The following is a 25,209-nucleotide window of genomic DNA, read 5'->3' as shown; positions in this document are numbered from 1 at the left end:
TTCTATATCTTCCTTTTTGGAAAACAGGTGCGGAACCTGAAGCGGATCATCCTCCAAAAAGCGTGGATGGTTGTACTGCTCCACTTTTTCATCCAAAAAATCCTTTAATTCCGATTGGGTCATACGCTTTAGGAAACGATAAGGCCATCAACCATGGTCAATTTTCGGTCGGCCATATCAGCCAATTCTAAATTGTGGGTCACCAACACAAAGGTTTGCCCAAATTCATCACGAAGTTTAAAAAATAGTTGGTGCAAATTGTCCGCGCTTTCTGAATCAAGGTTTCCACTGGGTTCATCGGCCAAAACTATGGATGGACTGTTCATAAGCGAACGGGCCACGGCCACACGCTGCTGTTCTCCGCCGGACAAAGCATTGGGTTTATGGTGATAGCGGTCTTGAAGCCCCAAGAAATCCAAGAGTTCCTTGGCACGTTTTTCAGCTTCATCCTTAGGTGTTTTTTTAATGAAAGCAGGGATGCAGACATTTTCCAAGGCCGTAAACTCTGGCAATAATTGATGAAATTGAAAAATAAAACCAATATGCTCGTTTCGAAATCTGGCCAGATTCGTATCATTCAATGCAGTAACATTGGTATCATTGATGAACAAACTACTTTCACTAAGGTTTGTGGGCGAATCCAACGTACCCAAAATTTGTAGCAAGGTGGTTTTACCTGCTCCAGATGCCCCAACAATGGAAACTACTTCACCCTTTTGAATCTCCAGGTCGACCCCTTTTAAGACCTTAAGGTCTCCGTAGTTTTTTTGAATATTCGTTGCCTTTATCATGAAAATGCTTCTCGTGGTGAAAATACGGATTACTGCTCAGTGAGCAAAGATGGGTCTTTCAAATAAGTTTTCCAATGGTGTTACGACTATTTGCCAACGAATTAGTATTCGAATTAAATGGTAGAATCAAATACTTTGTTTAACTTTGATGCATAATGAATGAACAAAATAAATTACACATGGAAACCGCCCTATTTGCTGGCGGTTGTTTTTGGTGTACCGAAGCTGTTTTTCAGCGGCTCAATGGGGTAATGGAAGTACTTTCTGGCTACACGGGAGGCAGCATTAAGAACCCGGCATACCGGGAAATCTGTACAGGCAGGACAGGACATGCTGAAGCGATTAAAATTACATTTGACCCTCTAAAGGTGTCGTATGTTGAGTTGTTGGAAGTGTTTTTTACCACACATGACCCCACCACATTGAACCGACAAGGCAATGATGTGGGCACCCAATACCGAAGCGAAATTTTTTATACATCCGCTCAGCAGAAAGAACAAGCGGAGGAATATATTGCCCTTTTGGAAAAAGAAGGCATCTTTGGGGCGCCTATTGTAACGGCCATTTCAGAAGAAAAGCCCTTCTATGTGGCCGAAGAGGAACATCAGAATTATTACAATGATCATCGGCAACAACCGTATTGTCAATTCATTATCGACCCAAAAATCAAGAAACTGAACACTTATTTTTCAAAGAAGTTAAATACCACAAATTAATATGTCACCCTATCGAAATCTGGAAGAGTATAATATTGAAATTACCAACGAGGTCAAGGAGCATTTCTCTAAAATTGTTGATGATATTGGAGAAGATGTCACTCGTGAAGGGTTAATAAAAACCCCAGAACGCGCAGCAAAGGCGATGTTGTTTCTTACGCAAGGCTACAAACAGAACGCGGAGGAAATCCTGAAGGGCGCCATGTTTGCCGAGGAATATGATGACATGGTGATCATTAAGGATATTGAGGTGTACTCTCTATGCGAACACCATATGTTGCCCTTTTTTGGAAAAGCGCACATTGCTTATATCCCCAATGGACATATAGTGGGATTGAGCAAAATACCCCGTATAGTGGACGTATATGCCCGAAGATTGCAAGTGCAGGAACGTTTGACGCACGATATTTTGGAGTGTATCAATTCCACCCTAAAGCCAAAAGGTGTGGCCGTTGTTATTGAAGCGGCCCATATGTGCATGATGATGCGTGGGGTACAAAAGCAAAACTCCGTGACCACAACCTCGGGATTTAGAGGCCAGTTTGAAAAAATTGAGACCCGTAACGAGTTTTTAAAGCTTATCAGTTCCGATTTATCCTAAGGATTTTCCCATTTCATGCGGATTTCCTAATTTTCCTGAATGGCAGAAGAGAAAGACCTAAAGTTTCGTAACCTCTTTTTGGGATTGTTGTTGGATGGTATAGGAATGCTTTCTTTTATGATTCCGGGCATAGGAGAGTTTTCTGATGTTATCTGGGCGCCAATAGCCGGATGGCTCATGACCCGCCTCTACAAAGGTAGAGTAGGGCAAGCGGCTGGTTTGATTGCCTTTGCCGAAGAATTGATTCCGGGTTTGGACATCATCCCAACTTTTACACTTACTTGGATATATACCTATCTTCTAAAGGGAAATAAATAGTGTAGATGTATTGTTTTTTGATTTGATTGCATCAAACAAAATCGTATTTCAGTCATAGGATATCGTTTTTTTTCTCAAACTTTAGAAAAACTAAAAAAATGAAAACGATATTCTACACTTTAGCGCTTACACTCTTTATCGTAAGCTGTAATACCGAAAAGCAAGCCCTTGCTGAAAAATTTGACAAGCTGCAACTTCAACACGATAGCATTGCCCAAACACATACCGAGTTTAAATCGGTGCACGAGAGCATGTCACAGAAACATGCAGAATACAAAGCAATGTTGGACAATATGGAAGTAAAAGACTCCATGATGCTCGAAGATATGGCTAGGCATGAAACCATATTGGCGCAACATGATGCCATGCTAAAAGGACATGATGAAATTATTGAGGCACATAAAGACTTAAAAGCAGATTTTGGCGAAAAATCAGCAGCTGAAATGGAAGCTCAAATCAATGAAATGATGACCATGCATGAACAATTGATGCAAGAACATCAAAATATGGAGAAAGAGCATGAGATGATGCAAGAAGAGCATGGTGCCATCATGGCCAAAATTGATAGTATGAAAACCATGACCCCTGAATAATCCATGGTGCATTCCAAAACAAATCTAAAAGCCGCACATATTGCGGCTTTTTTAGAACTGTTTTAACAAGGTAATTTTACTGATAAATTGGGTACTCTGCTGTACAGGGTCAAAAATATTGGTATGGGTGTCATTGAACACCAAATAGATGAAAGATAATGGCATGTACTCCCAACTAAAGCGTACATTCCATCGGCCTTGTTCACCAAAACTGTTATACTGATAAAAGGTAGATAGCTGTACTCTTGGGTTTAAGGCCAAACGTAGACTTCCCGTATACAGTTCTGTATCCAAATCCTCTTGAAGAATCCCCAAACCATTAATATTGTTATGCTCATAATCTGCAGTAAACGAAATATGGGGAAGTGGTGCATAACGCAGACCAGCAGTTGCCGTATTTCGAGTACCGTTATAGAAATTCCCAAAATCGTACCCAAAAGAGGCAGAAAGTTTTTTAGATTGGTCGGAATTGTATTTAAGTGTATATCGGGTATAGTTGTAATTCCCTTCTTCAATTTGCAAACCCAAGGGGGCAAAATCAAAATTAATGTTCTGCCAAGTGGGGGTAAATGAGGCCTCAACAAAACTATTGTCCTTAAACCAGGTATAGATGGGAAAAATGTAAAGATTGGCCTGTTGGAAGTTCCCAAAATCCTCAAAATCATGAAAATAATTAAAGAAGACCCCTGGGTCCCAACGTCGAACAAAGGGCAGCCACTTTGGCCTTACAATGGCATACCCTCCAGGACTGTGGGTTACAACATCCTTTTGAAAAACAAACCCCATCCCAGGCGTATAGTCCGAACTGACTATATCGGAAATATAACCCATATAGTAGGCATTGGTACGTGAAGTAGCCGATATCCTTCCCGAAAAGCCTGTATTCCCTGTCTCACTATCCAAGGATGTGGAAAACAGGTAGGTCAATGTGACATCTGGTTTTGGACGAATCAATCCATCTATGGAGATTGTGGTATTATCTTGATTTTCCAATCCCAAGACACCCATGGAATCATCTCTCCGGTACGTTATCATGGCGCCAATATTGTTTTCCTTGCCATAATTTTTAGTATACCGAGCAACCCCAAAAGTACTCCCTGGACTATCATCCGTCTCTCGTTGTCTCACAGCTAAGGCAGCAATTGTTCTATTCTCATCCCGGTCAGTATAACGCGCCCCAATATCCAAAGGCGCTGGTGTAGCATTAAACGCATTGGAAAGCCCAATGGTACGGCTAAAAAATGGACGAACCCTAAAATTGCTTGCACCCGCCCAAATGCCTGAGTTTTCCAAAAAGAATTGTCGGCGCTCGGGAAAAAAGATGTTGAATCGCTCCAAGTTGTTCACGGCTCGGTCTACATCAGCTTGGGCAAAGTCGGTATTGATGGTTAAATCCAATACAGCATTGGGATTAATGGCCCATTTGACATCGCCCCCAATTTTTGGGTCACTCAATTTATCTGTTACTGTACTCCCGGTTTTATTCTCATCGTATTGGTAAAGGGCATACGGCTCAACCCGAATATTGGCTGATGGAGGAGGCACCTCAAGACCGGTAAGCTTGGCAGCATAAACCATTCTATTTTCTGAAAAAGATTGTGGAATGGCTGGAAAAACCGTTTTTTCAAAATCCTTTCGGGCCAAACGATAGAAGGTGATTCCCCAGGATACCGGAACACCTTCCTTGGGTTTGTCATACCGAATGGATTTAAAGGGGATGGCAAATTCAGCATAATAACCATCATCCATTCTTTGCGCGCGTACCCGCCACAAGGCATTCCAGTCCTCATCCCTGTTATTGTCGTTGAAACTCTGTAAATCCAATTGGTTACCATAAGGCGTTGTTTGAAAGGAAACTGCATACTGTTTCGTGTTTTGTGCATCAATTTGAATACCAAAGACATCATTGTCCCCATTGTCAAAGTCACGTCTTAAATCTTGCATTCGCACCCCTTTTTTGCCCATAGAATCTGCTGCGAAAATCCCGAAATAAAGATTTTTGTCATCATACAGCACACGTACCGTGGTAGGATTCTTTATTGGACCGCCTTGAACGGGTTCCACGCGAAAAAAATTCGTGACTGGTTCTGCTCGATTCCAATCGTCTTCTTCCAATCGTCCGTCAATGGTCAAATTTCCGGTGGCTCTGGTCGCTGAAATGCTCACGGGATTTTCTGGTGGCGGAAAATTAGCAGTCTCCTCTTGAGAAAAAAGAGGGCCCACGGACCATAAAAATAGAATAGGGTAGAAGATAATTTTGAGTACAGCTAGTTTTGATTTCATAATGATTGATGATAGTTGGGTTAGCTTCAAAAAGTATTATCCACCTCCGCTGCTTCCAGCATAAAATAATGTAGTTCCGTATTTTTGATAAAGGGTTTCAATGATTGACTTCCGGGGCCATACATGGCCAATTCAACGTAATCTGCCGAGTGTTGCATACTGATCCATCCAACGGAATTGTGCTGCTTTTGGATTTCCGCCAATGCCCCAAAAGGCAATCTCCTTGGATTGTACAACCCTTCTTCAGGCTGTAAGCTATCGTAGTAGGACAAAAGCGTTTTTGCCTCTTCATCCGTCAGTGAAAAACCATTGGCATATTCCACACGTTCCTTTACACCGTTGACTGATGTTTCCTTACCAATTCCATTCAAAATCCATTCATTGGTATGCTTGTATTTTTGGATGGAATCGAAGTTGTCATTGGCATCGTTTCCGGAAATGACGCCGGGATTGGCATTGCCATGGTCCGTGGTGATAATCACCAGGGTTTCCTCGTCTTTTTCTGCAAAATCCATGGCTACTTGAACAGCTTCATCAAAGGCAACCTGGTCATAGAGGAGTCCCGCAATGTCATTGGCATGGGCGGCCCAGTCCACTTTACCAGCCTCAACCTGAAGTACAAAACCTTTTTGAACATCTTTCAGGATCTCAATGGCTTTTTGCGTCATTTCGGCCAAGCTGGGCGTACTTTCTAGAAGCTCCTTATTGTTCTCTCTGTCTTTGGTAAAGGGAAGGCCGCTATCCGTAAAAACCCCTAAAACTTTGTTGTTTGTAGGTACTGATAGCATTTCGTTGCGATTATGGACTACAGCATACCCTTTGTTGGCGAAGGCAGTATACATGTCCTTTTTGTCTTTTCGTTTATCTGGAGAAAAGTATTCGTTACCACCGCCCATTAAAACATCAAAACCGTGCTCCAGATATTTTTCAGCGATGGAAGCTTGGTCATTTCTGGATTTTTGATTGATGCAAAACCCAGCAGGGGTGGCATGGGTAATGGGAACCGTGGTGACGCAGCCGGTTTTTTTCCCAACCGCTTTGAATTTTTGCCAAATGGGAAGATGGAGTTCGCCATTGACGCCCATGTTCAAACCACCATTGTTTATTCGGGCTCCACCGCCCCAGGAAGAGCTGGCAGCAGCGGAATCCGTAACAATGGAGCTGGCCGATGCCATATCCATAAGGGCACGGGATACTTTATTTTCCCGATAGAGATTCAGCCAGCTACTTCCCTTTCCAGTTTTTCGGGAAAGGTACAGATCGGCCATATTTAGGGTGCCGGTACTCATGCCATCACTGACGAGCATGATGATGTTTTTTGCTTTTTTTCGCTTCCAACTACTCTCAAAATCGGATGCCCTGATAGATTCAAAAGGGGTAAAGAGGGAAGCCCCTATTGCCCCCAAGGTTCCATTTCTAAAAAAGTTTCTTCTTTTCACTTTATATATTTTTTGGTTTATTTCATGAGTTGTGCCTCACAATCGGTTAGGATGTAATTAAAATGTTGTACGTCGTCGGCGTTGAGTTTAAGGGTGCCAGTCACATGGAGGACGTCATCGGTCTTAAAGTCGGGTTTGGAGTCAAACTGTAGTTCAACTGCGGTTTCCGGACCGCCCATGCCACAAAAAAAGCAGGATGCCATTGGGTTCTTGGAGAGAATGAACAGTTTTCCGCTTGGGTCTATGTTCAAAAAAATACCCTACAAGTGAAACTTTTTTTCCTTCCAAGGACTTTATATCCGTCGCAAATTCGGGGTAAAGAAAATAGGCATCATAGCTTGGGAAGAATTTTTCGGTGTAGGTTATCCTGGCCAAGTCGTTCCACGTAATCTGCTTTTGTGCAAAACAAGAAAGTGAGAGCAACAGACAAAAGACAACTAGGATATTATTTTTCATGGCCCAATATTTTTGATATGTTCATTTTTATGATGGGTGCTATGGCTAAGGCAATGGATAAAATCACCATGAGCAATACCACTCCTCCAGTTTTTAAAACTTCTTGGTAGGCCATCCCCAAAGGCATTTTTTGTTTGTATTGGTCCATGATCAATTCAAAAATGAGGTAAACTCCTATTTGCGATAGTAATACCCCAATGATGAAAGCAGCGGCAGCAATCATGAAACCTTCGTAGGCCACCATTTTCACCAATTGAAAGGTGTTGGCTCCATAGGTGCGAAGTAGGGCCAAATCAAAAGCATGGTCACGCACCATTCTATATAAGCTTATGAAGATGGTAATGCTGGAAATGACCAAAATTATGTAGGCTATCCATGTGACGGTTTTTACCCCGACCCCAGTAAATTGGTATAAACGCTCCAGTTCAAATTTTGGAAGCGCGGCCTGCATGTTGGTGTTCTCATTGATGGTTCGAGGTATGGTTAAAAGAGCAACAGGGTTTCTGAACGAAACCAACATTGAGGTAATTTCTTTTTCACTTTCTTCCTCATGATGATGGTCTTCCACTTCTTCCAGGTGGGATTCTGTTTCATCGTGTCGATGTGCTTCATTTTCATCGTCATGGTGGTTTTCAACCTCTTCAGGATGGTCGTTTGTACCAACTGCTTCTGAACTTGTCTCTTCTTCATGGTGGTGGACGTCCCAAATGGTTTCCAAGCCTGTAACAATTAAACGGTCCAGTACTTTGTGGGTAGGTTTGTAAATGCCCACAACGGTTAGGGGTTCCGCATGCTCATGACCTCCTGTTTCCGCCAAGCCATGGGAACTTAAAAACGTATCGCCTATTTTAAGGTCCAACCGTTCTGCAACAGTGACTCCGAGAACCATTTCCATAGGCTTTTCAGGGGTTCTTCCTTCTTGTAAACTTGCATTGTAAAAGGCAGGAAAGTCATCATTGGTGCCCACAATTCTGTATCCTTTGTAATTATCTCCATAGGAGATGGGGACCGCTTTTTCAATCAAGGGATTTCTTGTCAGGGCCTTGGCTTCAGCAAAAGAAATGTTTCCTGTGGGGTTGTCTATATGGAGTACTGATGCGAGTACCAATTGTAATGGGCTACCTTTGGCGCCCACCACCATATCAATATCTCCCAAATTAGAATCCAGTTGGTGCTTAAAGGTCGTATCTAACTGTTGTATTGCTAGAAGCAGGGCTATACTGACGGAAAGAATAAGGATACTCAGAAAGGTATATAAAGGTTTATTCCGGAAATTTTTAATGCTGATATGCCAAATATTCATAACATCAATGTATTGGTGAATAATGGTTTTATCCGATGGTCATGGGTAATGACAATAAGATTAGCATTGTTGGCCTTGGCTTGATGGATTAAAAGTTCCATCACACTATTACAGTTCTCATCATCCAGACTGGAAGTGGGCTCATCGGCCAGTATAATTTTGGGCTGGTGGACAACGGACATGGCAATGCCCAATCGTTGAAGCTGCCCCTCACTGAGCGTAGCGATTTTTTGGTTTTTACAGTCTGTAAGGTCCAGATGTTCAAGCAAATCGGGAATAACCGTGCGGGAAATGGCCTTTTTGGCAAAGAAAAGGCGTGCCTGCAGATTCTCCGTAACACTCAATGACCGAATAGCATGGCTTTTTTGGAATACGAGGCCAATGTTTTGACCACGGAATCTATCCAACCCCCTATTTGAAAGTGTTTGGGTGGGGATTCCGTCAATCTCTATGGAACCATCAATAGGGGATAGAAGTCCTGCTAACAAGTGCAACAGCGTGGTTTTACCAATACCAGATTTCCCCAGAATCAGCAGGTTTTCCTTAGGTCCCAGTGAAATATCGGGAAAATTGAAACCCGCACCGTTTCGGTCATATTTGAAAGCTAGATTGTTGGTTCGTATCATACACGTTATTAACTATAAATTGGAATGGGCCATTGATCCTCCTCTTCCAGCAAACCGTTTTTCCATAATTCAACCTCTGTATCTGTAAGGAGGCAATTGTTCAGTTCCTTTCTGATTTTGTCCTTTTCTAAATATTGGCCTATGAATACCAGCTCAATTTTTCGGTCCCCAAAGGTGGAATCCCACATGGATTCTATATACTCTTGATTTTGAACAAAAGCTGAATGACTGATTCGGTCTCCAAAGGGCATGGAGGCCCACCAAACTCCGGCGGCATCTACTTTGCACGATCCACCGGCAGAACTCCAGACCAACGCCTGTTTAGGTCTAGAGGCCAACCAGAACAGCCCCTTGCTACGGATAATGTTTTGTGGAAATTGTTCGTTGACAAAGCTTAAGAAACGCTCTGCATGAAAGGGTCTCTTACTTTTAAAGGTTATTGATCCAATACCATATTCCTCAGTCTCCGGGACATGCTCATTGTTCAGTTCCTTGATCCAGCCTGCAGAAGCTTCTGCTTTTTCATAGTCAAAGAGATTGGTGTGGATTACCTCATTAAGCGGAACGTTGCTTTCCTTGGCTGGAATGATACGGGCTTCGGGGTTCAATTTTTGGAGAATGGCATATAGCTCCTTTAGTTGCTCTTCGGTCACTAAATCAACCTTGTTCAGGATAATGACATTGGCAAATTCCACTTGGTCGGTGAGCAGGTTTACAATGGTTCTGTTATCTCCTTCAATATCTGTGAGTTCACGTGTGGTCAGATAGTCAGAACTTGAAAAATCCTTCAGAAAGTTGAATGCATCCACCACAGTGACCATGGTGTCTATGTAACTGAATCGGCTAAGGTCAATTTTGCCATCCTCACTTTCAAACGTAAAGGTCTGGGCCACTGGAATGGGCTCACTTATGCCTGTGCTTTCAATCAATAGATAATCGAATCGGTTCTGCGAGGCCAATCGTTCCACTTCAATCATTAGATCTTCCCGAAGTGTACAGCAGATACAGCCATTGCTCATTTCCACCAATTTTTCATCGGTTCGAGAAAGGGTGTTCTCGTTTTCCACCAGTTGGGCATCAATGTTGACCTCGCTCATATCGTTTACGATAACGGCCACTTTTAAGCCTTCTTTGTTGTGTAATATGTGGTTGAGCAAGGTGGTCTTACCTGCGCCAAGAAAACCACTGAGCACAGTAACCGGTAATTTTTTCATGTATTCTGTATTTTTTTGTTCATTTGCTGATACATCCAGTTTTCAATCGATTGAATTTGTGTGATTTCTCAGTGTTCATGTTCTTTCACGGATCGCAACAATTTCCAATTCACATAATGGGCAGCAGAAACCAAGATGGCCCCTGAAACCGTATTCAAAACCTCCCAAATTTCATTGAAGTCGAGTCTGCCCAAGGCAATGAGTCCAAAACCAAGGGCCACAAGCGATAGGGGCCTAGAGCTATGGTGCACCTTTTTGTAGCTTGGCCATAGGGAAACAAAGACAAAAACTATCCCAATTAAAATAAATGACCACTCAATTAGGGGGTGGTGCAAAAAATGGAGACTCGCCAGCGAGGAGAAGGATAGGACAATTGGTACTGCAGCGCAGTGAATGGCACAGATCAATGAACTGGATAGTGCGATGATATCGTAAGATGGATTTTTTATTTTCATAAGTAACTGTTGTTTTTGATTTATGCCCAATTCTAGTTGGTCAATATTCCTTTTTCCTTTTTTGATCCAGTCATTACAAAGCCAAACCCAATCATCACCATTGAAATTACCAACAGCATAAGAATGTTACTTGGCACGTTCCTTTGGCTGAGGGGTTGATATTGAAATCGTGGTAATGATGGATAATCTTCTTGGGAAAATTCAACATTGTTGTATAAAAAGGGCATAAAATGTTCTCTCCATTTACCCGCAAAAGCAACTACCTGTTTTCTATAGCTTTCATAATCTTGAGTAGATGTCCCTGCCATTTTATTGAGGGATTCTTGAATAATGATAGCGGGAGAAATCCATTTGAGTGCACCTATCCAATCCTGTTGTCGTTGTAATTGCTCCTCATAGGTGTTGACTACGGGCCCCAATTCTTCTTTCAGCAGTTTTTGCGATGCCATGTATCGGTGGTAAAAACCGCGTCTTTGTGTAGAATCGTTGATAGCATATTCAGGATGGTCTCGAAGGAAATTATCCAGAATTTCATCCTGTTTTTTGGTGGCTTCTGCTTTTAGGATACGCATTTCATTGATCATAAGAGTCCTGGAGGGCATGGGGTAAAGCGTATTGCCCAATTGGTTGAGTACAGAGGGCACCAACAATACAAAGACCACCCAAAGTCCAAGCAATGCAACTGCATTTTTAGCTGAGCTGCCCACCATCAAATTCACTAAAAAGGCAATAGCAAACCAGAAAAGCATATAGGCCTGTATCAGTCCCAACAGTCCCACAAACGATTGGAATTGTCCAAAGGGATTCATTCCTATGGCCAAAAAGGCGATAGTCAGTGCCAATACCACAATAACAGCTAACCAAAAAAAACGTAATCCCATTTTTTGCAGCAACCAAAGCCGAAGTCCAATGGGCTGTGCTGCCAACAATCTAAGTGAGCCGCTCTCTTTTTCAGAAGAAAGAATATTGTACGAAAAGGCAATGATCAGCAGGGGCAGGAGATATACAAAGACGAAAGCCAAATCAAAACTACCAAAGAGTAACTGTACCGGGCTGGTCATTTCCGTAAAATTGAGGGCAAAATCATCACCACTCACTTTTGGTTTTACGTAATGCGTAAACAGGTCTGCCTGTCCGGTTGCTAAAAAGGCCAGGGGCTGGGGTTCCATTGCCGCAACTCTTGGATGATAATTGCCTACGGCCATGGGACTGGTAGGGATGGTCCAACTGGAAGCGCTCACTTCCAAGCCTCGTTCAACTGAATCCAACAGTTTTAGCATTTTTACATCATCATCCTTTACCTCCTTTTGAGCAGCAGCAATGTCCTTTTTACGTTTCTCTACTTTTTGGGAGCCGTTATAGGTGGCAAAGCCGAACAACAACACCAAAATGATGCTCAACAATTGAATCCACCGACTACGGAGCAACATTTTAAGTTCATATTTAAAATTATAGGATAACATGGTTAGACAGTTTTAGAGGTGAACGATAAAAATGCAAAGGATGCTAGGAGCCAAATACCTAAAAGGCTTAAGTTTGATGCATTGTTGCCAAGAATAGTATCCAGATTGGGTGGATCGTATTCAAATACGGGCAAATCTTTCCAAACACTGGCATCAGCCTGATAACTCCAATCGCCATAGGAAGAATTTTCAGCGAAATTGTCATTCAAAAATTTCTGTGTGGCCACTCGATAGGTTTCAGCAGCATCCGCAAAATCCCAATGGGTTGTGTAGTCCGTATTAGCGATGGCCATGCTTAAAAATCGTGTAGGTAGAAATGGAGAAATAAATGCTAAACTTTGGTATACTTTAGATTGATTTGCATATTGGTTTTTGAGATGGTTATAGTGTTTTAAATAAACCTCAGCTTCGTGTTCCTCTCCTTTTTGCATACGATATGCATCAAAATTGAAGGGCAATTGATGAAGGCTGTCAACCCCATACTCCTTTAAAACCTGTGCTTCTAAAATTTTAGCTTCTTTGCTCCACGGGTTGTGCCCATCCAATCCATCTTCCTTGTCTTTCAATACATTGGCTGCAAATTCTTGACGTGTTGGATAGGGGTGTTTGCTTTCCGCAATGTTACTGGCTGCTTTTGGTGCCGCCAAACAGGTAATTATCCAAACACTTAATGAAATCACTAAGGAAATACCAGATTTCTTGGCCAATGATGATATCAACAACACAATATTGATGAAAATGATGTAGTACCCTAGGTAAACCAACATCATCGTCAACAATGCACTCCAATTGAATACACCAAAATCGTTGAGATTGCCTAAAACCAAACCTGCTACAAAAAAGAGCACGGTAGTAATTACAAAAATGGGTGTAAAGAGAGCTGTCCATTTTCCCAACAACCATTTCCAACGAGAAATACCCTGACTTTTAAGGAGTGTCAGTGTTCCCATTTCCCGCTCTTTGGTAAAGCTGTTATATCCCAACAGAATAATGAGCAAGGGGATGATGAACAGCAGAATAAAGTCAGGGGTCAAATCTCCAAAACGTGCCAAACCTGTTTGGTCTGCCGCCGCACTGAACTGAGCCTCGTTTCGGTTATGGGCTTCTAAAAAAATGGAGGTTCCTGCATATTTATCCACGCCTTGGTCCACCAAAGACAATGGATATTTAGGCTTAAACGCATACGTGCCATAATGTGCTGCAGAATGTGGATTTTTTTCGCCCTGATTGTCCCAAATGGCACGCTCGGTAGTTTTGGCTGCAGCATATTGTTCATTCACATTTTTGTATTGGAGAGCGCTTATCCAAACCGCCATTCCCAAGAGCAAAAGCACAATGAACAATGAAATTCGAACACGGCCTTCCCGAAACAACTCTTTGGTCTCTTTTAAAAAAGTCTTGGAGATCATACTGTTACTTCTTTGTAGTTCATTGTATCCAGATAAACATCCTCAAGCTGATTAAGGGAAATATCTTCTACTACGAACTCCTGCTTCAATCGCCCATCTTTCATAATACCGATATGGGTTCCGATTTCCTTGGCCCTAAAAAGGTCATGGGTTGCCATTAGCGTAGCAACACCTTTTTTTCGCAGATTTTGCAGTAACAGTCCGAATTCATTACTGGCCTTGGGATCTAGACCTGAAGTAGGCTCATCCAATAACAAAACCTTGGCATCTTTGGCCAAAGCAATAGCAATACCCACTTTTTGACGCATACCTTTTGAAAAGGTTGAGATGCGTCTGTTGATGGCTTCCGATTGTAACCCAGATTCTTCCAAAAATTCTTTTAAAGCGGATTGCGATAATTTTTTCCCGGCAATGCCCGAGAAATAATCCAGGTTTTCCAATGCAGTGAGGTTGGGATATAGCATTAAATTTTCCGGGATATAGGCCAAAAACTGTTTGGTGGCTTTCGGATTCTCCTGTACGTTCAATTGGTTTATGAACGCACTACCCGAAGTGGGTTGAACAAAGCCCAGTAGTAAGTTTATGGTAGTTGTTTTTCCTGCGCCGTTAGCACCGAGCAAACAATAGATTTCTCCTTGTTGAATGTTTAAGTTCAATTGGTCCAATGCAACATGCTCACCATATTGCTTGGTTAGATTATTGGTATTAATCATGAGATTATACTTTGAGTTAGATATACAAAAACACCTCAAAACAGGTTTGAGTGATTATCAAATGGTAACCGGTTTTGACCTATAGGTCAAAAAATGTAAAAAAGGAATTACAAGTGTGGGGTAGGAGGGCCTCTGAGAAAATGCCCTAGCGCTATTGAAGAAGGGTGTAAGTCCTCGAATCTAATAGTAATAAATAAAAAAGGGATAAAATAAAAAGGGTATCCAATACTGAATTCAATGTGTCCAATTTTGGATATAAAGTGGGTGCAAAGGTCGCAACTGGTTGTGCCCGTATGGACCTGCTTTTTTGTGGTATTATTCGTGTTTTCGGTATGGTTATCCGAATGATTGGTAATGATGTGGTGCGCATAAAAAGGGAATTGCGACAACCAAATGGCTGCCAGCAATACCCTTAGTACAGTATGCCTTAGATCAAGGGCATTATGTTTCTTTTTTCTACGCACGCTAATGAACCATTATTAAAAATTACTCTATGGTCACGTCAAATGTTTGTGTAATGTCTGTTTCACCGCCTGCTCCTGCCAAAGTTCCATCATTGGGTTTTGTTGGCTCATGTCTAAGAGTTACCGTGAATGTTCCAGTGCTTGCATCCGTAGTGGTCAATGTAAAGAGGATTCCAACAGGGTTGTTGGTGGTAAAATTTTCCCCTGTTTCACCAGATACGTAGTCAGATTCTTCGTCAGCATAAGCCGTACTAGCATTTAAACCACCACCAGTAGTAAAAATGAATTGGTGTTCATCGGCCTCCGCTTCAATTTCCTCATTTACATTTTCCGAAGGAGTTTCAGTCTCATTCAGCAAGCTTACAGTACCGCTATAAGTTGTATTTGTGGCAAGAACAATATCATCTGGTGTAATTACGGGTGCATCGGGACCGTCCCCGTCCAAATCCCTGGATACGAAAGTAACGTTTGCACCACCACCCTGAGGAATTAAAGCTACTGTCATTGTGGTTATGGTTTCTTCCTCATTAACTTCCTCAGGAGTTTCATCGTCATTGGAGCATGAAGCCATAAAAAGACCTGTTGCAAATAGTAGTGATAAAATTTTGATAGTTTTCATGATGTAATCAATTTTAAGATTTAGTATATAAAAGGTTAATAATTCAATTTTAGTTGTAGGCTGAAATTTCTCCCAAGATCATCAGCAAAAAACCGCTGTCTGTTCAAATAGTCCCTGTAATTGGTGTCCAAAAGGTTTGTTATGTTCAAGGCAGTGGTCAATCGGGTTTTGCCTCCCAATGAGAACTCCATTTGTGAGCCCAAGCTCAAAAGATGGTATGCTCCTGGGGCAGTATTGATCTCCAGAAGCACCTCTTCTTGTTGTTCCGGTGAAAAAACAAAAATGTTTTCAGGGGTTTCATTTTGTTCAAAAACATACGTACTGGTCAAAAAGACCTCAAAGTTGTTCCAGTCTGTCTTGGTGTAGGTGATTCTGTTTCTAAAGTTGGCCGCAGGTATGTTGATCAAGGCGGATTCGTTTTCAACATCTTTTCCCTTAACCAGTGAAAAGCTGTGGTCCGTTCTTAGATTGTTTGTCCAATCGGTATGGGCATTAACGTCCAATCCCAAAAGTCTGGCATCAGTTTGCCTATATTCCCACACTGGAAAAGCCCCTCTTATTGTAAATTCTACATCAGCGGGCTCCAAAAGGATAAAATCTGAAATCCAATTGACATACGGTTCAATGGTTAGGCCCCAATGTTTAAATTCTTTGTGGTACGTAGTGGTAAATTTATGTGAGGTTTCACTATCTATTCGCAAATCTCCAAGCTCTATCCGTGCTGCTGAGTGGTGTAGTCCGTCACTGAACAATTCAGATGGATTTGGGGCTCTCTGGGCCAGTGCGTAGTTAAACTTGAGGTTGGACCCGTCCACCAAAAAATAGCTCAATCCTGTGGTTGCCGAAAAATTGTGATAGTCAAAAACTGGATTCACCAACAAGTCAGTGCCACGATCTTCAATAATCAAATCTTGGAATTCTGTATCATATCCTCGTTCTTCCCATCTGCTGGTTCTATAGAACTTTTTTGCATCAACCCTAGTAAAATCATAACGGAAGCCCGCCTCAACCAGTAATCTGTCGGTTGCTTTGTATTCACCCGTAATAAAGGCGCCTAAATCATATTTGTTGTAATCTGGAATCAGCCGTCTTACCCCAGTTTCAGGGTTTGCAAAATTATCTTGGTACCTTGCCAATAGGCCCGCTTGAATGTTGTATTCTTGTTTGGCATCCCATGTGAAATCGGTGGATAGGGTATGAGTGGTCAAGTCCAAATCAATGGAAGCGCGATCATCACTTTCTCCACGCCGAATATCAAATTCAAACCTTCTATTTTTTTGGAAATCATATTGAAGGTTCCATTTTCCAAGTCCTTCAAAACGTTTGTAATATCGAAGCTTACCCAAATGGTGCTTCACTTTTTGTCGTGGGTTTTGTAAATCATATGTAAACGGCCTAATAACTGAAGGCTCCCCGCTATTGATACTGCGTATCAAATCATCCACATTGCCAATGTGTGAAGCTCTTAAAACGGCAATTTCTGTATCGAAATACGAATATCTGGCATCCCATCCCCAGGTAAACTCATTTTTCCCGAATTTTAGGGACGCACCCATTTCCTGTATTCCAGTGTTGGACAATATATAATCTGGTGCTTCATGGTCTCCCAAGCGTTTGTAAGAACCTTGGGCCTTAACAAACCATCCTCCACCAAAAGCGCGGGTCAACTCAGAATTGAAATTTCCACCCCTGCCATTTGACATTCCGGTCACTTGCGTTTTTCCGAACAGGGTGTCCTTAGCGGGAACCCTTGCTTGTTCCATAATAATAACCCCTCCAATGGCGTCCCCACCATATTGTAACGCTGATGCTCCCTTGATTAATGAAATGGAGCCTGCTGAATTGATGTCGATATTTGGCGCATGCTCCGCACCCCATTCCATGTCCTGCATCCGAACACCGTCATTTAGGATAAGAACCCGACTTCCAGTGAGTCCATGAATGGTGGGCTTTACTATATTGGCGCCCGTATTCAGTGATGATACTCCACCCAACTCTTTTAGGGCGTCGCCTAAATTTCCTGCGCTATACAGCTCTAGGGTCTTTAACTTTAACTGCTCTTCTTGTGCGGTCTTTGTTTTGTTTTTGATGGCATCACCAACAACGTTCACCTCATCTAATTCCTCTAGATGATGTTCCAGCTTAATATCAAGGTTTGTGGTTCCACGTATCTCGACATCCATTAGTACAGTGGTGCACTCTGGATGCGAAACTTCAATCAAATATTTTCCTGGGCAAAGATTCACAATTGAAAACATTCCAGATGAATCGGTAGTGGCCATTCTTGAGCTTTCGACGATTAAAATACTAGCGTTGTTGAGTTCAATTTTGCTGTGATAGTCAACCACTTGGCCTTTTAAAGTTGCATTGCAATCTTGGGCAACCATAAAAAGATGCGACATCATCACGAAGCTTATAAAAAGCAGTGCTTTCATTATCAAAAAATAAAAGTTAAAGGTCTATTTTTCCCTATGGAAACTGCGGGGCGGTGTACTTAGGCCTTATGGTGTGGGGGAGGCCTTGAGAAATAGAATAAATTACAAGACTGGCCATTGAATTGTTCAACAATACTTAATTGTTGTCCGTTATCTGTAAAATCTAGGATTTCAACTACTTGTATATCCTCTGGGGCTTCAAAATCTGAAGCTTGACTGACCAGTGCCAAATAGCAATCATTACAGTTTTCAATGGTATCGGAATCACAATCTTGGTGGGAATAGATATGAAAAGCGGACACCTTGACCAACATCAGGGTTAGAATCACAAGAAGTCCAACAAATCTCTTCATTCTACAAATTGAAGCACAAATCTAATCAATTTGCAGAAAAGCGCAGTGTTAAGAAAACCATAAACTACCGAAATAGGAAGCCTAGTCCCATGCGTTTCAGCATCTTTTGCTCAAATGCCCAAAAGAACTTGTATTGCCCAAACAACCATCCGACAACAATCAAAATAACTTGGTAAATAGGAAATATTAAGAGAATTCTGGCGGTCCAATACACAAAGCCATTGACAGTATTTCTTCCCAGGCCAATCCATTCGGTGAGGGGGGCGGCCAATTTTCCAGAAAGACTTCCCGTGATGGCAAAGACGATGAAAATGGCAATCATTTCCCATTTATGGGCGACCTTCCATTTGTTTTCCAGCTTTTTAAAACACCACATAAAAAACCGGATAAGGAGAAAATAAAGGGCTATACCGATTACGGGAACCAAAACCCATTCCCAAACAGTATTGTTGAATTGAAATAGGTGCAACAGTCTTCGGGCAAACATATATGAAGTGGCTATAACCATGACCGCGCCCAAGAAGGGATGTATGAGTTGCCAGTTTTTAGAGATTTCCCAGCGCTTTTTTATTTTCTGCATTGGTTAAAGTATTCCGATGCAAAATTACACTATTATATTCTAGGGATAAAAGGACCCAATCGTTGATTGTATTTTCTCTGGAAATAAATGAAGTAATTATAGAGTTTGTAATTTACTTCGTAACCATAGTCGATGTTTTGATCGTAGTTGATGGGCATTTGGTACAGGTCAGGGTTGTATATGAGCGGTTGCGTTGCTCTTATATTCCAGTTGGTCACCATAATGGCATTCCTGTTTTCCAAAAAACTTTGGGAATAATACCCCTCTGGCCTGGCGATGCTGTTCAACCAGGTAAAAAAGCCAGGGTCAATGATGATAATCTCATACTCGGTTTCTTCATCTTTGATTTCCACTTGCTGTCCATCATCGGAATTAAAAGCAGCTTGTTCCTCTTTTGAAATGTCTAAAACCTCCTTTTGTGCTGTGCATGAGAGCAAAAGCGAAAAGACTATCAGTAAGGGTAAAATTCTCTTTTTCATGAATTTAAGATACGAAAAAAGCCATTTGAATTTTCAAATGGCTTTGTTAAATAACGTTAAGGTTCAATGAATGGTTATTTTCCAAAAAGCCCGCCCAGAACACCACCGAGACCACTTTTTTTCCGACCTCCACCATTTAAAACCATTCCTGCAAGATCATCGATAACGCTGCCGTCACCATCAGAATCCAAAAATGTCTCAATGAGTGATTGTTGTTTGTTTGCGGTTTTGGTTCCACCCATTAGTCCGCCAAGAAGTCCACTCAACGCATCTGGATTTGACACTTTTTGTTGACGGGTTTGTTGCCCTAAATATCCCAAAAGAATGGGGGCGGCTATTTTAAGTATTTGGGAAATACTCCCGGCATCAATTCCAGATTTACTGCTTAATGCGTTTTCCACTTGCGGCTGCTTGGAGCCAAAAACATGACCCAAAATTCCTGCTCCATCATCCATCACAGCTTTATCAACCCCACCTCCAAAAAGACCACCTAGGTCGTTTAAAATGCTACCATCATGTTTAGAGGAAAGTGCATTCATAAGTCCTTCAGCCCCTCCTGGAGTAGAAGCATTCTTTTTCATGGCTCCCATTAAAAGAGGCATGGCCATGCTCAGAACTTCTGCTGTTTTGTTTTCAGGTGCACCCGTTTGATTGGAAACACCGCTTACTAGTTGTCTGCCCACAGGGCTATTGAGTAAATCCATTAATCCAGACATATGCGAATAGTGTTAAGGTTAGAAGGGCAATGTACAAAAAAGTGACCCTATTCCCCTTACAACCGATCTATTTTAGCAGTTTAATAACCTGGTCGGCCAATTCCAGACCTATACGTTCTTGGGCTTCTAGAGTGGATGCTCCAATGTGGGGCGTAAGCGATATTTTGGGATGCATTAATATTTTGATCTCTGGTGTTGGTTCTGATTCATACACATCCAAGCCCGCAAACGCAATTTTATTGTTATCCAATGCGTCCACTAGGGCTACTTCATCCAAAACACCCCCACGGGAGGTATTGATGATTCCTGCACCTTGTTTCATCTGGGCCAACTCCTTTTTGCCGATTACATATCCGTTTTGTGCTGGGACATGCAAACTAATAAAGTCGGAATCTTGGAGTACTGTTTTTAAATCACTGTTCACCAATTTGAATTCCACTGATTGCCCATCAAAAAATGAAACGGTCAGTGTTTCCTTTTCCACATGATGGTCATTCAACAAAACTTTCATCCCTAGTGACAGGGCCATTTTAGCAGTGGCTTGTCCTATGGTGCCAAAACCAATGATGCCCAAAGTTTTCCCCTTCAATTCTCTCCCGTTGGCATAGCTTTTCTTCAATTGCTTGAATTGGCTATCACCTTCAAGGGGCATATCTCGATTAGCACTGTGTAAAAACCGAACGCCCGTTAGCAAATGCGCAAAAACCAATTCAGTTACAGATTCTGCGGATGCATCAGGTGTATGGATGACATGGATTCCCTTGGATTTTGCATAATCCACATCTATATTATCCAAACCCACGCCGCCACGACCTATCAATTTAAGTTTTGGACAAGCATCGATCAACTTTTTTTTAACTTCGGTAGCACTTCTTACCAACAATGCATCAACGTTGCTTTTATTGATGAAATTGACCAGCTGCTCTTGGGCCACCCGAGTAGTGATTACTTCATAGCCAGCTTTTTCCAGAGCATCAATCCCCAATTGGGCTAATCCGTCGTTTGCTAATACAACTTTCATAAGTTTTCGGTCTAAAAATAATATAGGGCGTCAACTGAAATCAGAAATCAGCCTTCTGACATCTGATAACTGATAACTGATAACTGATAACTGACAACAAACCTATCCTTTCTTTTCCAGTTCACTCATAATATCCACCAAAACCCCAACACTTTCAACTGGTAGTGCATTGTACATGGAAGCACGATATCCGCCAACAGACCTGTGACCATTGATGCCGCTGATACCAGCCTCTTTGCACATTTCATCAAACGTATCTTTGAGTGCATCATCAGTGATGTTGAATGTGGCGTTCATTATGGAACGGTCTTCTTTGGCAGCATAACCGGAAAAAACTGGATTCAATTCAATTTCTGAATAAATAAGATTGGCTTTACGCTCGTTGATTTCCTCAATAGCGGAAATTCCTCCCAAATCTTTCAGCCACTGCATGGTGAGCATGGAAACATACACGGCAAAGACCGGAGGTGTGTTGAACATACTGTCTTTACTCACGTGAACGGAATAATCCAACATGGACGGAATCTTTCGTGAAACCTTACCCAAAATATCTTCCTTGACCACCACCAATGTAGTTCCCGCTGGGCCCATATTTTTTTGGGCTCCGGCATAAATCAAATCAAATTTGGAAAAATCGAGCTGTCTTGAGAAAATATCAGAGCTCATATCGCACACCAACGGTACATCCGTTTCTGGAAATTCTCTAATCTGCGTTCCAAAAATGGTGTTGTTGGAGGTAAGGTGTAGATAATCCAAATCAGAAGGTACCTTGTACCCTTTTGGAATATGGTTGAAGTTTTGCTCTTGCGATGAGGCCACTTCTACAATCTCACCGAACAATCGGGCTTCCTTAATTGCTTTTTGGCTCCACGTTCCGGTGTTTACATACCCAGCTTTTTTCTCCAAAAGATTGTACGCGGCCATTAAAAACTGCATACTGGCTCCACCTTGAAGAAAAACGGCCTGATATCCTTTTCCCTCCAATCCCAAAAGTTCAAGAGCAAGGGAGCGTGCCTTCTCCATAATGGCTACAAATTCCTTGCTTCGGTGAGATATTTCAATGAGTGATAAACCAATACCGTCCAATTCCAGAACGGCTTCAGAGGCCTTTTGCATTACCTCTTGGGGTAAAATACAGGGGCCGGGGCTAAAATTGTGCTTTTTCATTTGCTAGGTTTGAGCGGATAAAGGTCTTAAAAAAACTTGGATCTAAAAACGATTCAAACCAAAGGTTCTATCCTAAAGTTCGAGTAAAAACTCCAGGGTGTCCACCCCATCGGCGTAGTCGTTGAGATTGGGCTTCTGTGTTTCTCCAAAGGGAACATCATCCGTGTTTTTTTGTTTTGAAACCACACATTGGATTTGCAACTCATTTTCCGTAAGATATTTACGTAATGCTTCTTCCGATTCATAATAGGAGTAAAAGAGCGCCGCAATAGGAGAAACAAAACCTTCATCTTCTTTCAAAATTAAAAACCCGTTATCCCGAATTTGAAAATTGCTCATTAAATATACGGCCTTGTTGTAGTCGTAATTATTGGCGTACTTGTGTTGGTTGATGATATCACTGAACTTAAAAATTGCAGTAAAGAACGGTTCAAAATCGTAGTCAGATGGCACATAGATTTTGGAAACATTCCGGCAACCCAATCCATAATACCTAAAAATATCTTCGCCCAGAGCCTGTAGTTCTTCCTGGGTCTCATCACCAGCAAGCACCGCCACGGAATTCCTGTTCTTGCGAATGATATTGGGCTTTTTTCCAAAATAGTATTCAAAATAACGACTAGTGTTGTTACTTCCCGTTGCAATGACTGCATCAAAACCTTCCAGTTTTCCTTCAGTGAATTCAATCCGCTCTGCCAATAACGGCTCTTGCTTTATGAGATATTGGGCAAGGAAGGGCAGTAAAACCTTGTCATTGGAAGAAAGCTTGGCCAAAACCTTGTTTCCGGAACATAAAACGCATAGAAAATCATGGAATCCCACCATAGGAATATTTCCTGCCATTACAATACCGATGGTCTTTGGAGATTCTTCGTATTTAAGCGTATATTCGGACAGCCAAGCTGTAAGGTGTTCTTCAGTCAATAAATCCCCCCACTGTTTTAGTGCAAAAAGAATGTTTTCGCGGGTAAACCACCCATTCTGGTGTTGGGCTTGGGTAATGACCATCTCAAATTTTGAATGGGTATCGGAGGGTTTTTCATAAGAATTTTCACAAAAATCCGTTAGATAATTTCCAAGTTTAACAAAAGCTTCCAATATTGGGAGATGTACGGTCATTATATTTGTATACTAATTTGGTAGGGTTTATTTTTGCCAAAAGTAAGCATGCTGATATAATTCGGCACAATAGAAAAAGAAAATTATGGCGATTATCATAACTGATGAATGTATAAACTGTGGTGCTTGTGAGCCAGAATGCCCAAACACCGCAATTTATGAAGGAGCGGATGAATGGAGATATAGTGATGGTACTTCATTGACGGGTGATGTGGTATTGCCCAGCGGAAAGGCTGTGAATGCAGATGATGTTCAGGAGCCCATTAGCGATGAAATTTACTATATCGCTCCCGATAAATGTACAGAATGTATGGGCTTCCATGAAGAGCCTCAATGTGCCGCGGTTTGTCCCGTGGATTGTTGCGTTCCCGATGAGGATCATGTGGAGAGTGAAGAAGTCTTATTGGGCAAGCAGAAGTTTATGCACCCAGACGGATAAAGCAATAAAAAATTCAATATTTTAGCCCCGAACGTGTTGTCGGGGTTTTTTTATGAAAAAAGAAAAAGCATACAATGGTTTTTGGAAACAGTTGGGCTGTATTCTTTCCCTGATCGCGATTCTAGGTATTGCCGCTGTGTTTATTATTGGGCTCTATCTTTTGATTCAAGGATTTTAGACTTCCAAAACAAAACTTCAACTTATATTTGCAGCCGGAATTCAGACCTCAGACTTCAGATGTCTGAAATCTGATAGCTGAGACCTAAAGAAAAAGCCAATGAAAGCCGGTATTGTAGGATTGCCCAATGTAGGAAAATCGACCTTGTTCAACTGTCTATCCAATGCGAAAGCACAAAGTGCCAATTTCCCTTTTTGCACCATCGAACCCAATATTGGGGTGGTAAACGTACCTGATTCCCGTTTGGAAAAGTTAGAGGAGTTGGTCAATCCAGAACGTGTGGTTCCCGCCACGGTTGAGATTGTTGACATTGCCGGTTTGGTAAAGGGTGCCAGCAAAGGAGAGGGGCTTGGCAACCAGTTTTTGGGAAATATCCGGGAAACCGATGCCATTCTTCATGTGCTACGTTGTTTTGACAATGACAATATTGTACACGTTGATGGTTCTGTGAATCCTATTCGGGATAAAGAGACCATTGATATGGAACTCCAGCTAAAGGATTTGGAAAGCGTTGAGAAAAAATTAGACAAGGTAAAACGTGCCGCCAAAACCGGAAATAAAGAAGCCCAAAAAGAAGAGGCTGTGCTGAATGCCTTAAAAGAAGGTTTGGAAGCTGGAACTTCAGTACGTGCCATACCATTTAGTGACGATGACAGAGCCGAGTATGTAAAACCCATGCAATTAATTACCGACAAACCCGTGATGTACGTCTGTAATGTGGATGAAGAAGCGGCAGCTAGCGGAAATGCCTATGTTGAAAAAGTAAAAGAAGCTGTGGCCAACGAAAATGCCGAAGTCATCTTTTTGGCGGTAGGTACCGAAGCCGATATCACCGAATTGGAAACTTACGAAGAACGTCAGTTGTTTTTGGAAGATTTAGGACTTTCAGAGCCCGGTTCTGCCAAATTGATTCGAGGTGCGTACAAATTATTGGATTTGGAAACCTATTTCACCGCCGGAGTTAAGGAAGTCCGTGCGTGGACCATTCCCGTAGGGGCCACGGCACCGCAGGCAGCTGGCGTTATCCACACCGATTTTGAAAAAGGATTTATCCGCGCCGAGGTCATCGCCTATGACGACTACATTAAATACGGTAGCGAGGCCAAAGTAAAAGAAGCCGGCCGTATGCGGGTAGAAGGCAAGGAGTACATCGTTAAAGACGGTGATGTGATGCATTTTAGGTTTAATGTCTAGCCTCTGGGCATTGTAATCTTATCATTCTCCAGAAATTATTAAATATACCTTAATGTAGCTTTATC

26 protein-coding genes and 1 pseudogene are annotated in these 25,209 nt (G+C 41.9%); 6 read left to right on the top strand and 21 right to left on the bottom strand.

What is annotated here, in order from left to right:
* Window positions 1–123: pseudogene (locus ACFOWS_RS09410) on the bottom strand (TIGR02757 family protein); the annotation flags it as partial.
* A 5-nt stretch (window positions 124–128) separates the two neighbouring features.
* Window positions 129–791, bottom strand: coding sequence for an ABC transporter ATP-binding protein (locus ACFOWS_RS09405; RefSeq protein ID WP_379763845.1), 663 nt, complete (start codon window positions 789–791; stop codon window positions 129–131).
* Window positions 792–970: 179 nt separating this feature from the next.
* On the opposite strand from ACFOWS_RS09405, the gene msrA reads away from it, so the two are divergent.
* From msrA to ACFOWS_RS09385, 4 genes are all read left to right on the top strand, one after another.
* Complete coding sequence (msrA, locus tag ACFOWS_RS09400; RefSeq protein ID WP_379763843.1) at window positions 971–1,507, top strand: peptide-methionine (S)-S-oxide reductase MsrA; 537 nt, start codon at window positions 971–973, stop codon at window positions 1,505–1,507.
* Window position 1,508: 1 nt separating this feature from the next.
* Window positions 1,509–2,108 (top strand): GTP cyclohydrolase I FolE, encoded by a 600-nt coding sequence (gene folE / locus ACFOWS_RS09395; protein ID WP_379763841.1) that lies wholly within the window; start codon window positions 1,509–1,511, stop codon window positions 2,106–2,108.
* Between the two features lie 39 nt (window positions 2,109–2,147).
* Window positions 2,148–2,426 carry a hypothetical protein gene (locus tag ACFOWS_RS09390; RefSeq protein WP_379763839.1) on the top strand — a complete coding sequence of 93 codons (279 nt, stop codon included), beginning with the start codon at window positions 2,148–2,150 and terminating at the stop codon, window positions 2,424–2,426.
* A 98-nt stretch (window positions 2,427–2,524) separates the two neighbouring features.
* Window positions 2,525–3,019 carry a hypothetical protein gene (locus ACFOWS_RS09385; protein ID WP_379763836.1) on the top strand — a complete coding sequence of 165 codons (495 nt, stop codon included), beginning with the start codon at window positions 2,525–2,527 and terminating at the stop codon, window positions 3,017–3,019.
* A gap of 51 nt (window positions 3,020–3,070) precedes the next feature.
* Here ACFOWS_RS09385 and ACFOWS_RS09380 read toward each other — a convergent pair whose 3' ends face one another.
* From ACFOWS_RS09380 to ACFOWS_RS09290, 19 genes are all read right to left on the bottom strand, one after another.
* The gene (locus tag ACFOWS_RS09380; RefSeq protein WP_379763834.1) at window positions 3,071–5,302 is read right to left on the bottom strand and encodes a carbohydrate binding family 9 domain-containing protein; all 2,232 of its coding nucleotides are present in this window, start codon (window positions 5,300–5,302) and stop codon (window positions 3,071–3,073) included.
* A 26-nt stretch (window positions 5,303–5,328) separates the two neighbouring features.
* A complete protein-coding gene (locus ACFOWS_RS09375) occupies window positions 5,329–6,741 on the bottom strand; it encodes an alkaline phosphatase (protein ID WP_379763832.1) in 1,413 nt (470 codons plus the stop codon).
* Between the two features lie 17 nt (window positions 6,742–6,758).
* Window positions 6,759–6,992: a hypothetical protein gene (locus ACFOWS_RS09370; protein ID WP_379763830.1), complete on the bottom strand. Its 234-nt coding sequence runs from the start codon at window positions 6,990–6,992 to the stop codon at window positions 6,759–6,761.
* Window positions 6,993–7,186: 194 nt separating this feature from the next.
* A complete protein-coding gene (locus tag ACFOWS_RS09365) occupies window positions 7,187–8,500 on the bottom strand; it encodes an ABC transporter permease (protein ID WP_379763827.1) in 1,314 nt (437 codons plus the stop codon).
* Window positions 8,497–9,126, bottom strand: coding sequence for an ATP-binding cassette domain-containing protein (locus ACFOWS_RS09360; RefSeq protein WP_379763825.1), 630 nt, complete (start codon window positions 9,124–9,126; stop codon window positions 8,497–8,499). The genes ACFOWS_RS09365 and ACFOWS_RS09360 overlap by 4 nt, the downstream gene beginning before the upstream one ends.
* Window positions 9,127–9,134: 8 nt before the next feature.
* Window positions 9,135–10,340 (bottom strand): GTP-binding protein, encoded by a 1,206-nt coding sequence (locus ACFOWS_RS09355; RefSeq protein WP_379763822.1) that lies wholly within the window; start codon window positions 10,338–10,340, stop codon window positions 9,135–9,137.
* A 68-nt stretch (window positions 10,341–10,408) separates the two neighbouring features.
* Window positions 10,409–10,795 (bottom strand): MerC domain-containing protein, encoded by a 387-nt coding sequence (locus ACFOWS_RS09350; RefSeq protein WP_379763820.1) that lies wholly within the window; start codon window positions 10,793–10,795, stop codon window positions 10,409–10,411.
* A 32-nt stretch (window positions 10,796–10,827) separates the two neighbouring features.
* The gene (locus ACFOWS_RS09345) at window positions 10,828–12,258 is read right to left on the bottom strand and encodes a DUF3526 domain-containing protein (protein WP_379763818.1); all 1,431 of its coding nucleotides are present in this window, start codon (window positions 12,256–12,258) and stop codon (window positions 10,828–10,830) included.
* A gap of 2 nt (window positions 12,259–12,260) precedes the next feature.
* Window positions 12,261–13,667 (bottom strand): ABC transporter permease, encoded by a 1,407-nt coding sequence (locus ACFOWS_RS09340; RefSeq protein ID WP_379763815.1) that lies wholly within the window; start codon window positions 13,665–13,667, stop codon window positions 12,261–12,263.
* The gene (locus ACFOWS_RS09335; RefSeq protein ID WP_379763813.1) at window positions 13,664–14,380 is read right to left on the bottom strand and encodes an ABC transporter ATP-binding protein; all 717 of its coding nucleotides are present in this window, start codon (window positions 14,378–14,380) and stop codon (window positions 13,664–13,666) included. The genes ACFOWS_RS09340 and ACFOWS_RS09335 overlap by 4 nt, the downstream gene beginning before the upstream one ends.
* 486 nt (window positions 14,381–14,866) lie before the next feature.
* Window positions 14,867–15,463, bottom strand: coding sequence for a type 1 periplasmic binding fold superfamily protein (locus ACFOWS_RS09330; RefSeq protein WP_379763811.1), 597 nt, complete (start codon window positions 15,461–15,463; stop codon window positions 14,867–14,869).
* A 35-nt stretch (window positions 15,464–15,498) separates the two neighbouring features.
* Window positions 15,499–17,898 carry a TonB-dependent receptor gene (locus ACFOWS_RS09325; protein WP_379763809.1) on the bottom strand — a complete coding sequence of 800 codons (2,400 nt, stop codon included), beginning with the start codon at window positions 17,896–17,898 and terminating at the stop codon, window positions 15,499–15,501.
* 59 nt (window positions 17,899–17,957) lie between these two features.
* The gene (locus tag ACFOWS_RS09320; RefSeq protein ID WP_379763807.1) at window positions 17,958–18,251 is read right to left on the bottom strand and encodes a hypothetical protein; all 294 of its coding nucleotides are present in this window, start codon (window positions 18,249–18,251) and stop codon (window positions 17,958–17,960) included.
* Between the two features lie 64 nt (window positions 18,252–18,315).
* A complete protein-coding gene (locus ACFOWS_RS09315; protein ID WP_379763805.1) occupies window positions 18,316–18,831 on the bottom strand; it encodes a DUF6787 family protein in 516 nt (171 codons plus the stop codon).
* A 32-nt stretch (window positions 18,832–18,863) separates the two neighbouring features.
* Window positions 18,864–19,310 carry a DUF6146 family protein gene (locus tag ACFOWS_RS09310; RefSeq protein ID WP_366588965.1) on the bottom strand — a complete coding sequence of 149 codons (447 nt, stop codon included), beginning with the start codon at window positions 19,308–19,310 and terminating at the stop codon, window positions 18,864–18,866.
* A gap of 74 nt (window positions 19,311–19,384) precedes the next feature.
* Window positions 19,385–20,026 carry a DUF937 domain-containing protein gene (locus ACFOWS_RS09305; RefSeq protein ID WP_366588967.1) on the bottom strand — a complete coding sequence of 214 codons (642 nt, stop codon included), beginning with the start codon at window positions 20,024–20,026 and terminating at the stop codon, window positions 19,385–19,387.
* 67 nt (window positions 20,027–20,093) lie between these two features.
* Entirely contained in the window at window positions 20,094–21,047 is a 954-nt protein-coding gene (locus tag ACFOWS_RS09300) for a D-2-hydroxyacid dehydrogenase (protein WP_379763802.1), read from the bottom strand.
* Window positions 21,048–21,149: 102 nt separating this feature from the next.
* Complete coding sequence (gene serC / locus ACFOWS_RS09295) at window positions 21,150–22,214, bottom strand: 3-phosphoserine/phosphohydroxythreonine transaminase (protein ID WP_379763799.1); 1,065 nt, start codon at window positions 22,212–22,214, stop codon at window positions 21,150–21,152.
* 72 nt (window positions 22,215–22,286) lie between these two features.
* A complete protein-coding gene (locus tag ACFOWS_RS09290; RefSeq protein WP_379763797.1) occupies window positions 22,287–23,333 on the bottom strand; it encodes an acyl-CoA reductase in 1,047 nt (348 codons plus the stop codon).
* Between the two features lie 85 nt (window positions 23,334–23,418).
* Between ACFOWS_RS09290 and ACFOWS_RS09285 the strand changes: the two genes are divergently transcribed.
* Window positions 23,419–23,772 (top strand): 4Fe-4S dicluster domain-containing protein, encoded by a 354-nt coding sequence (locus ACFOWS_RS09285; protein ID WP_379763795.1) that lies wholly within the window; start codon window positions 23,419–23,421, stop codon window positions 23,770–23,772.
* A gap of 277 nt (window positions 23,773–24,049) precedes the next feature.
* Complete coding sequence (gene ychF, locus ACFOWS_RS09280) at window positions 24,050–25,144, top strand: redox-regulated ATPase YchF (RefSeq protein ID WP_379763793.1); 1,095 nt, start codon at window positions 24,050–24,052, stop codon at window positions 25,142–25,144.
* The last annotated feature ends 65 nt before the right edge of the window (window positions 25,145–25,209 follow it).

This window comes from Flagellimonas marina, from assembly GCF_042651185.1.
GTDB classification, from domain to species: Bacteria; Bacteroidota; Bacteroidia; order Flavobacteriales; family Flavobacteriaceae; genus Flagellimonas; species Flagellimonas marina.
This window is presented reverse-complemented; position numbering and strand designations above follow the sequence as displayed.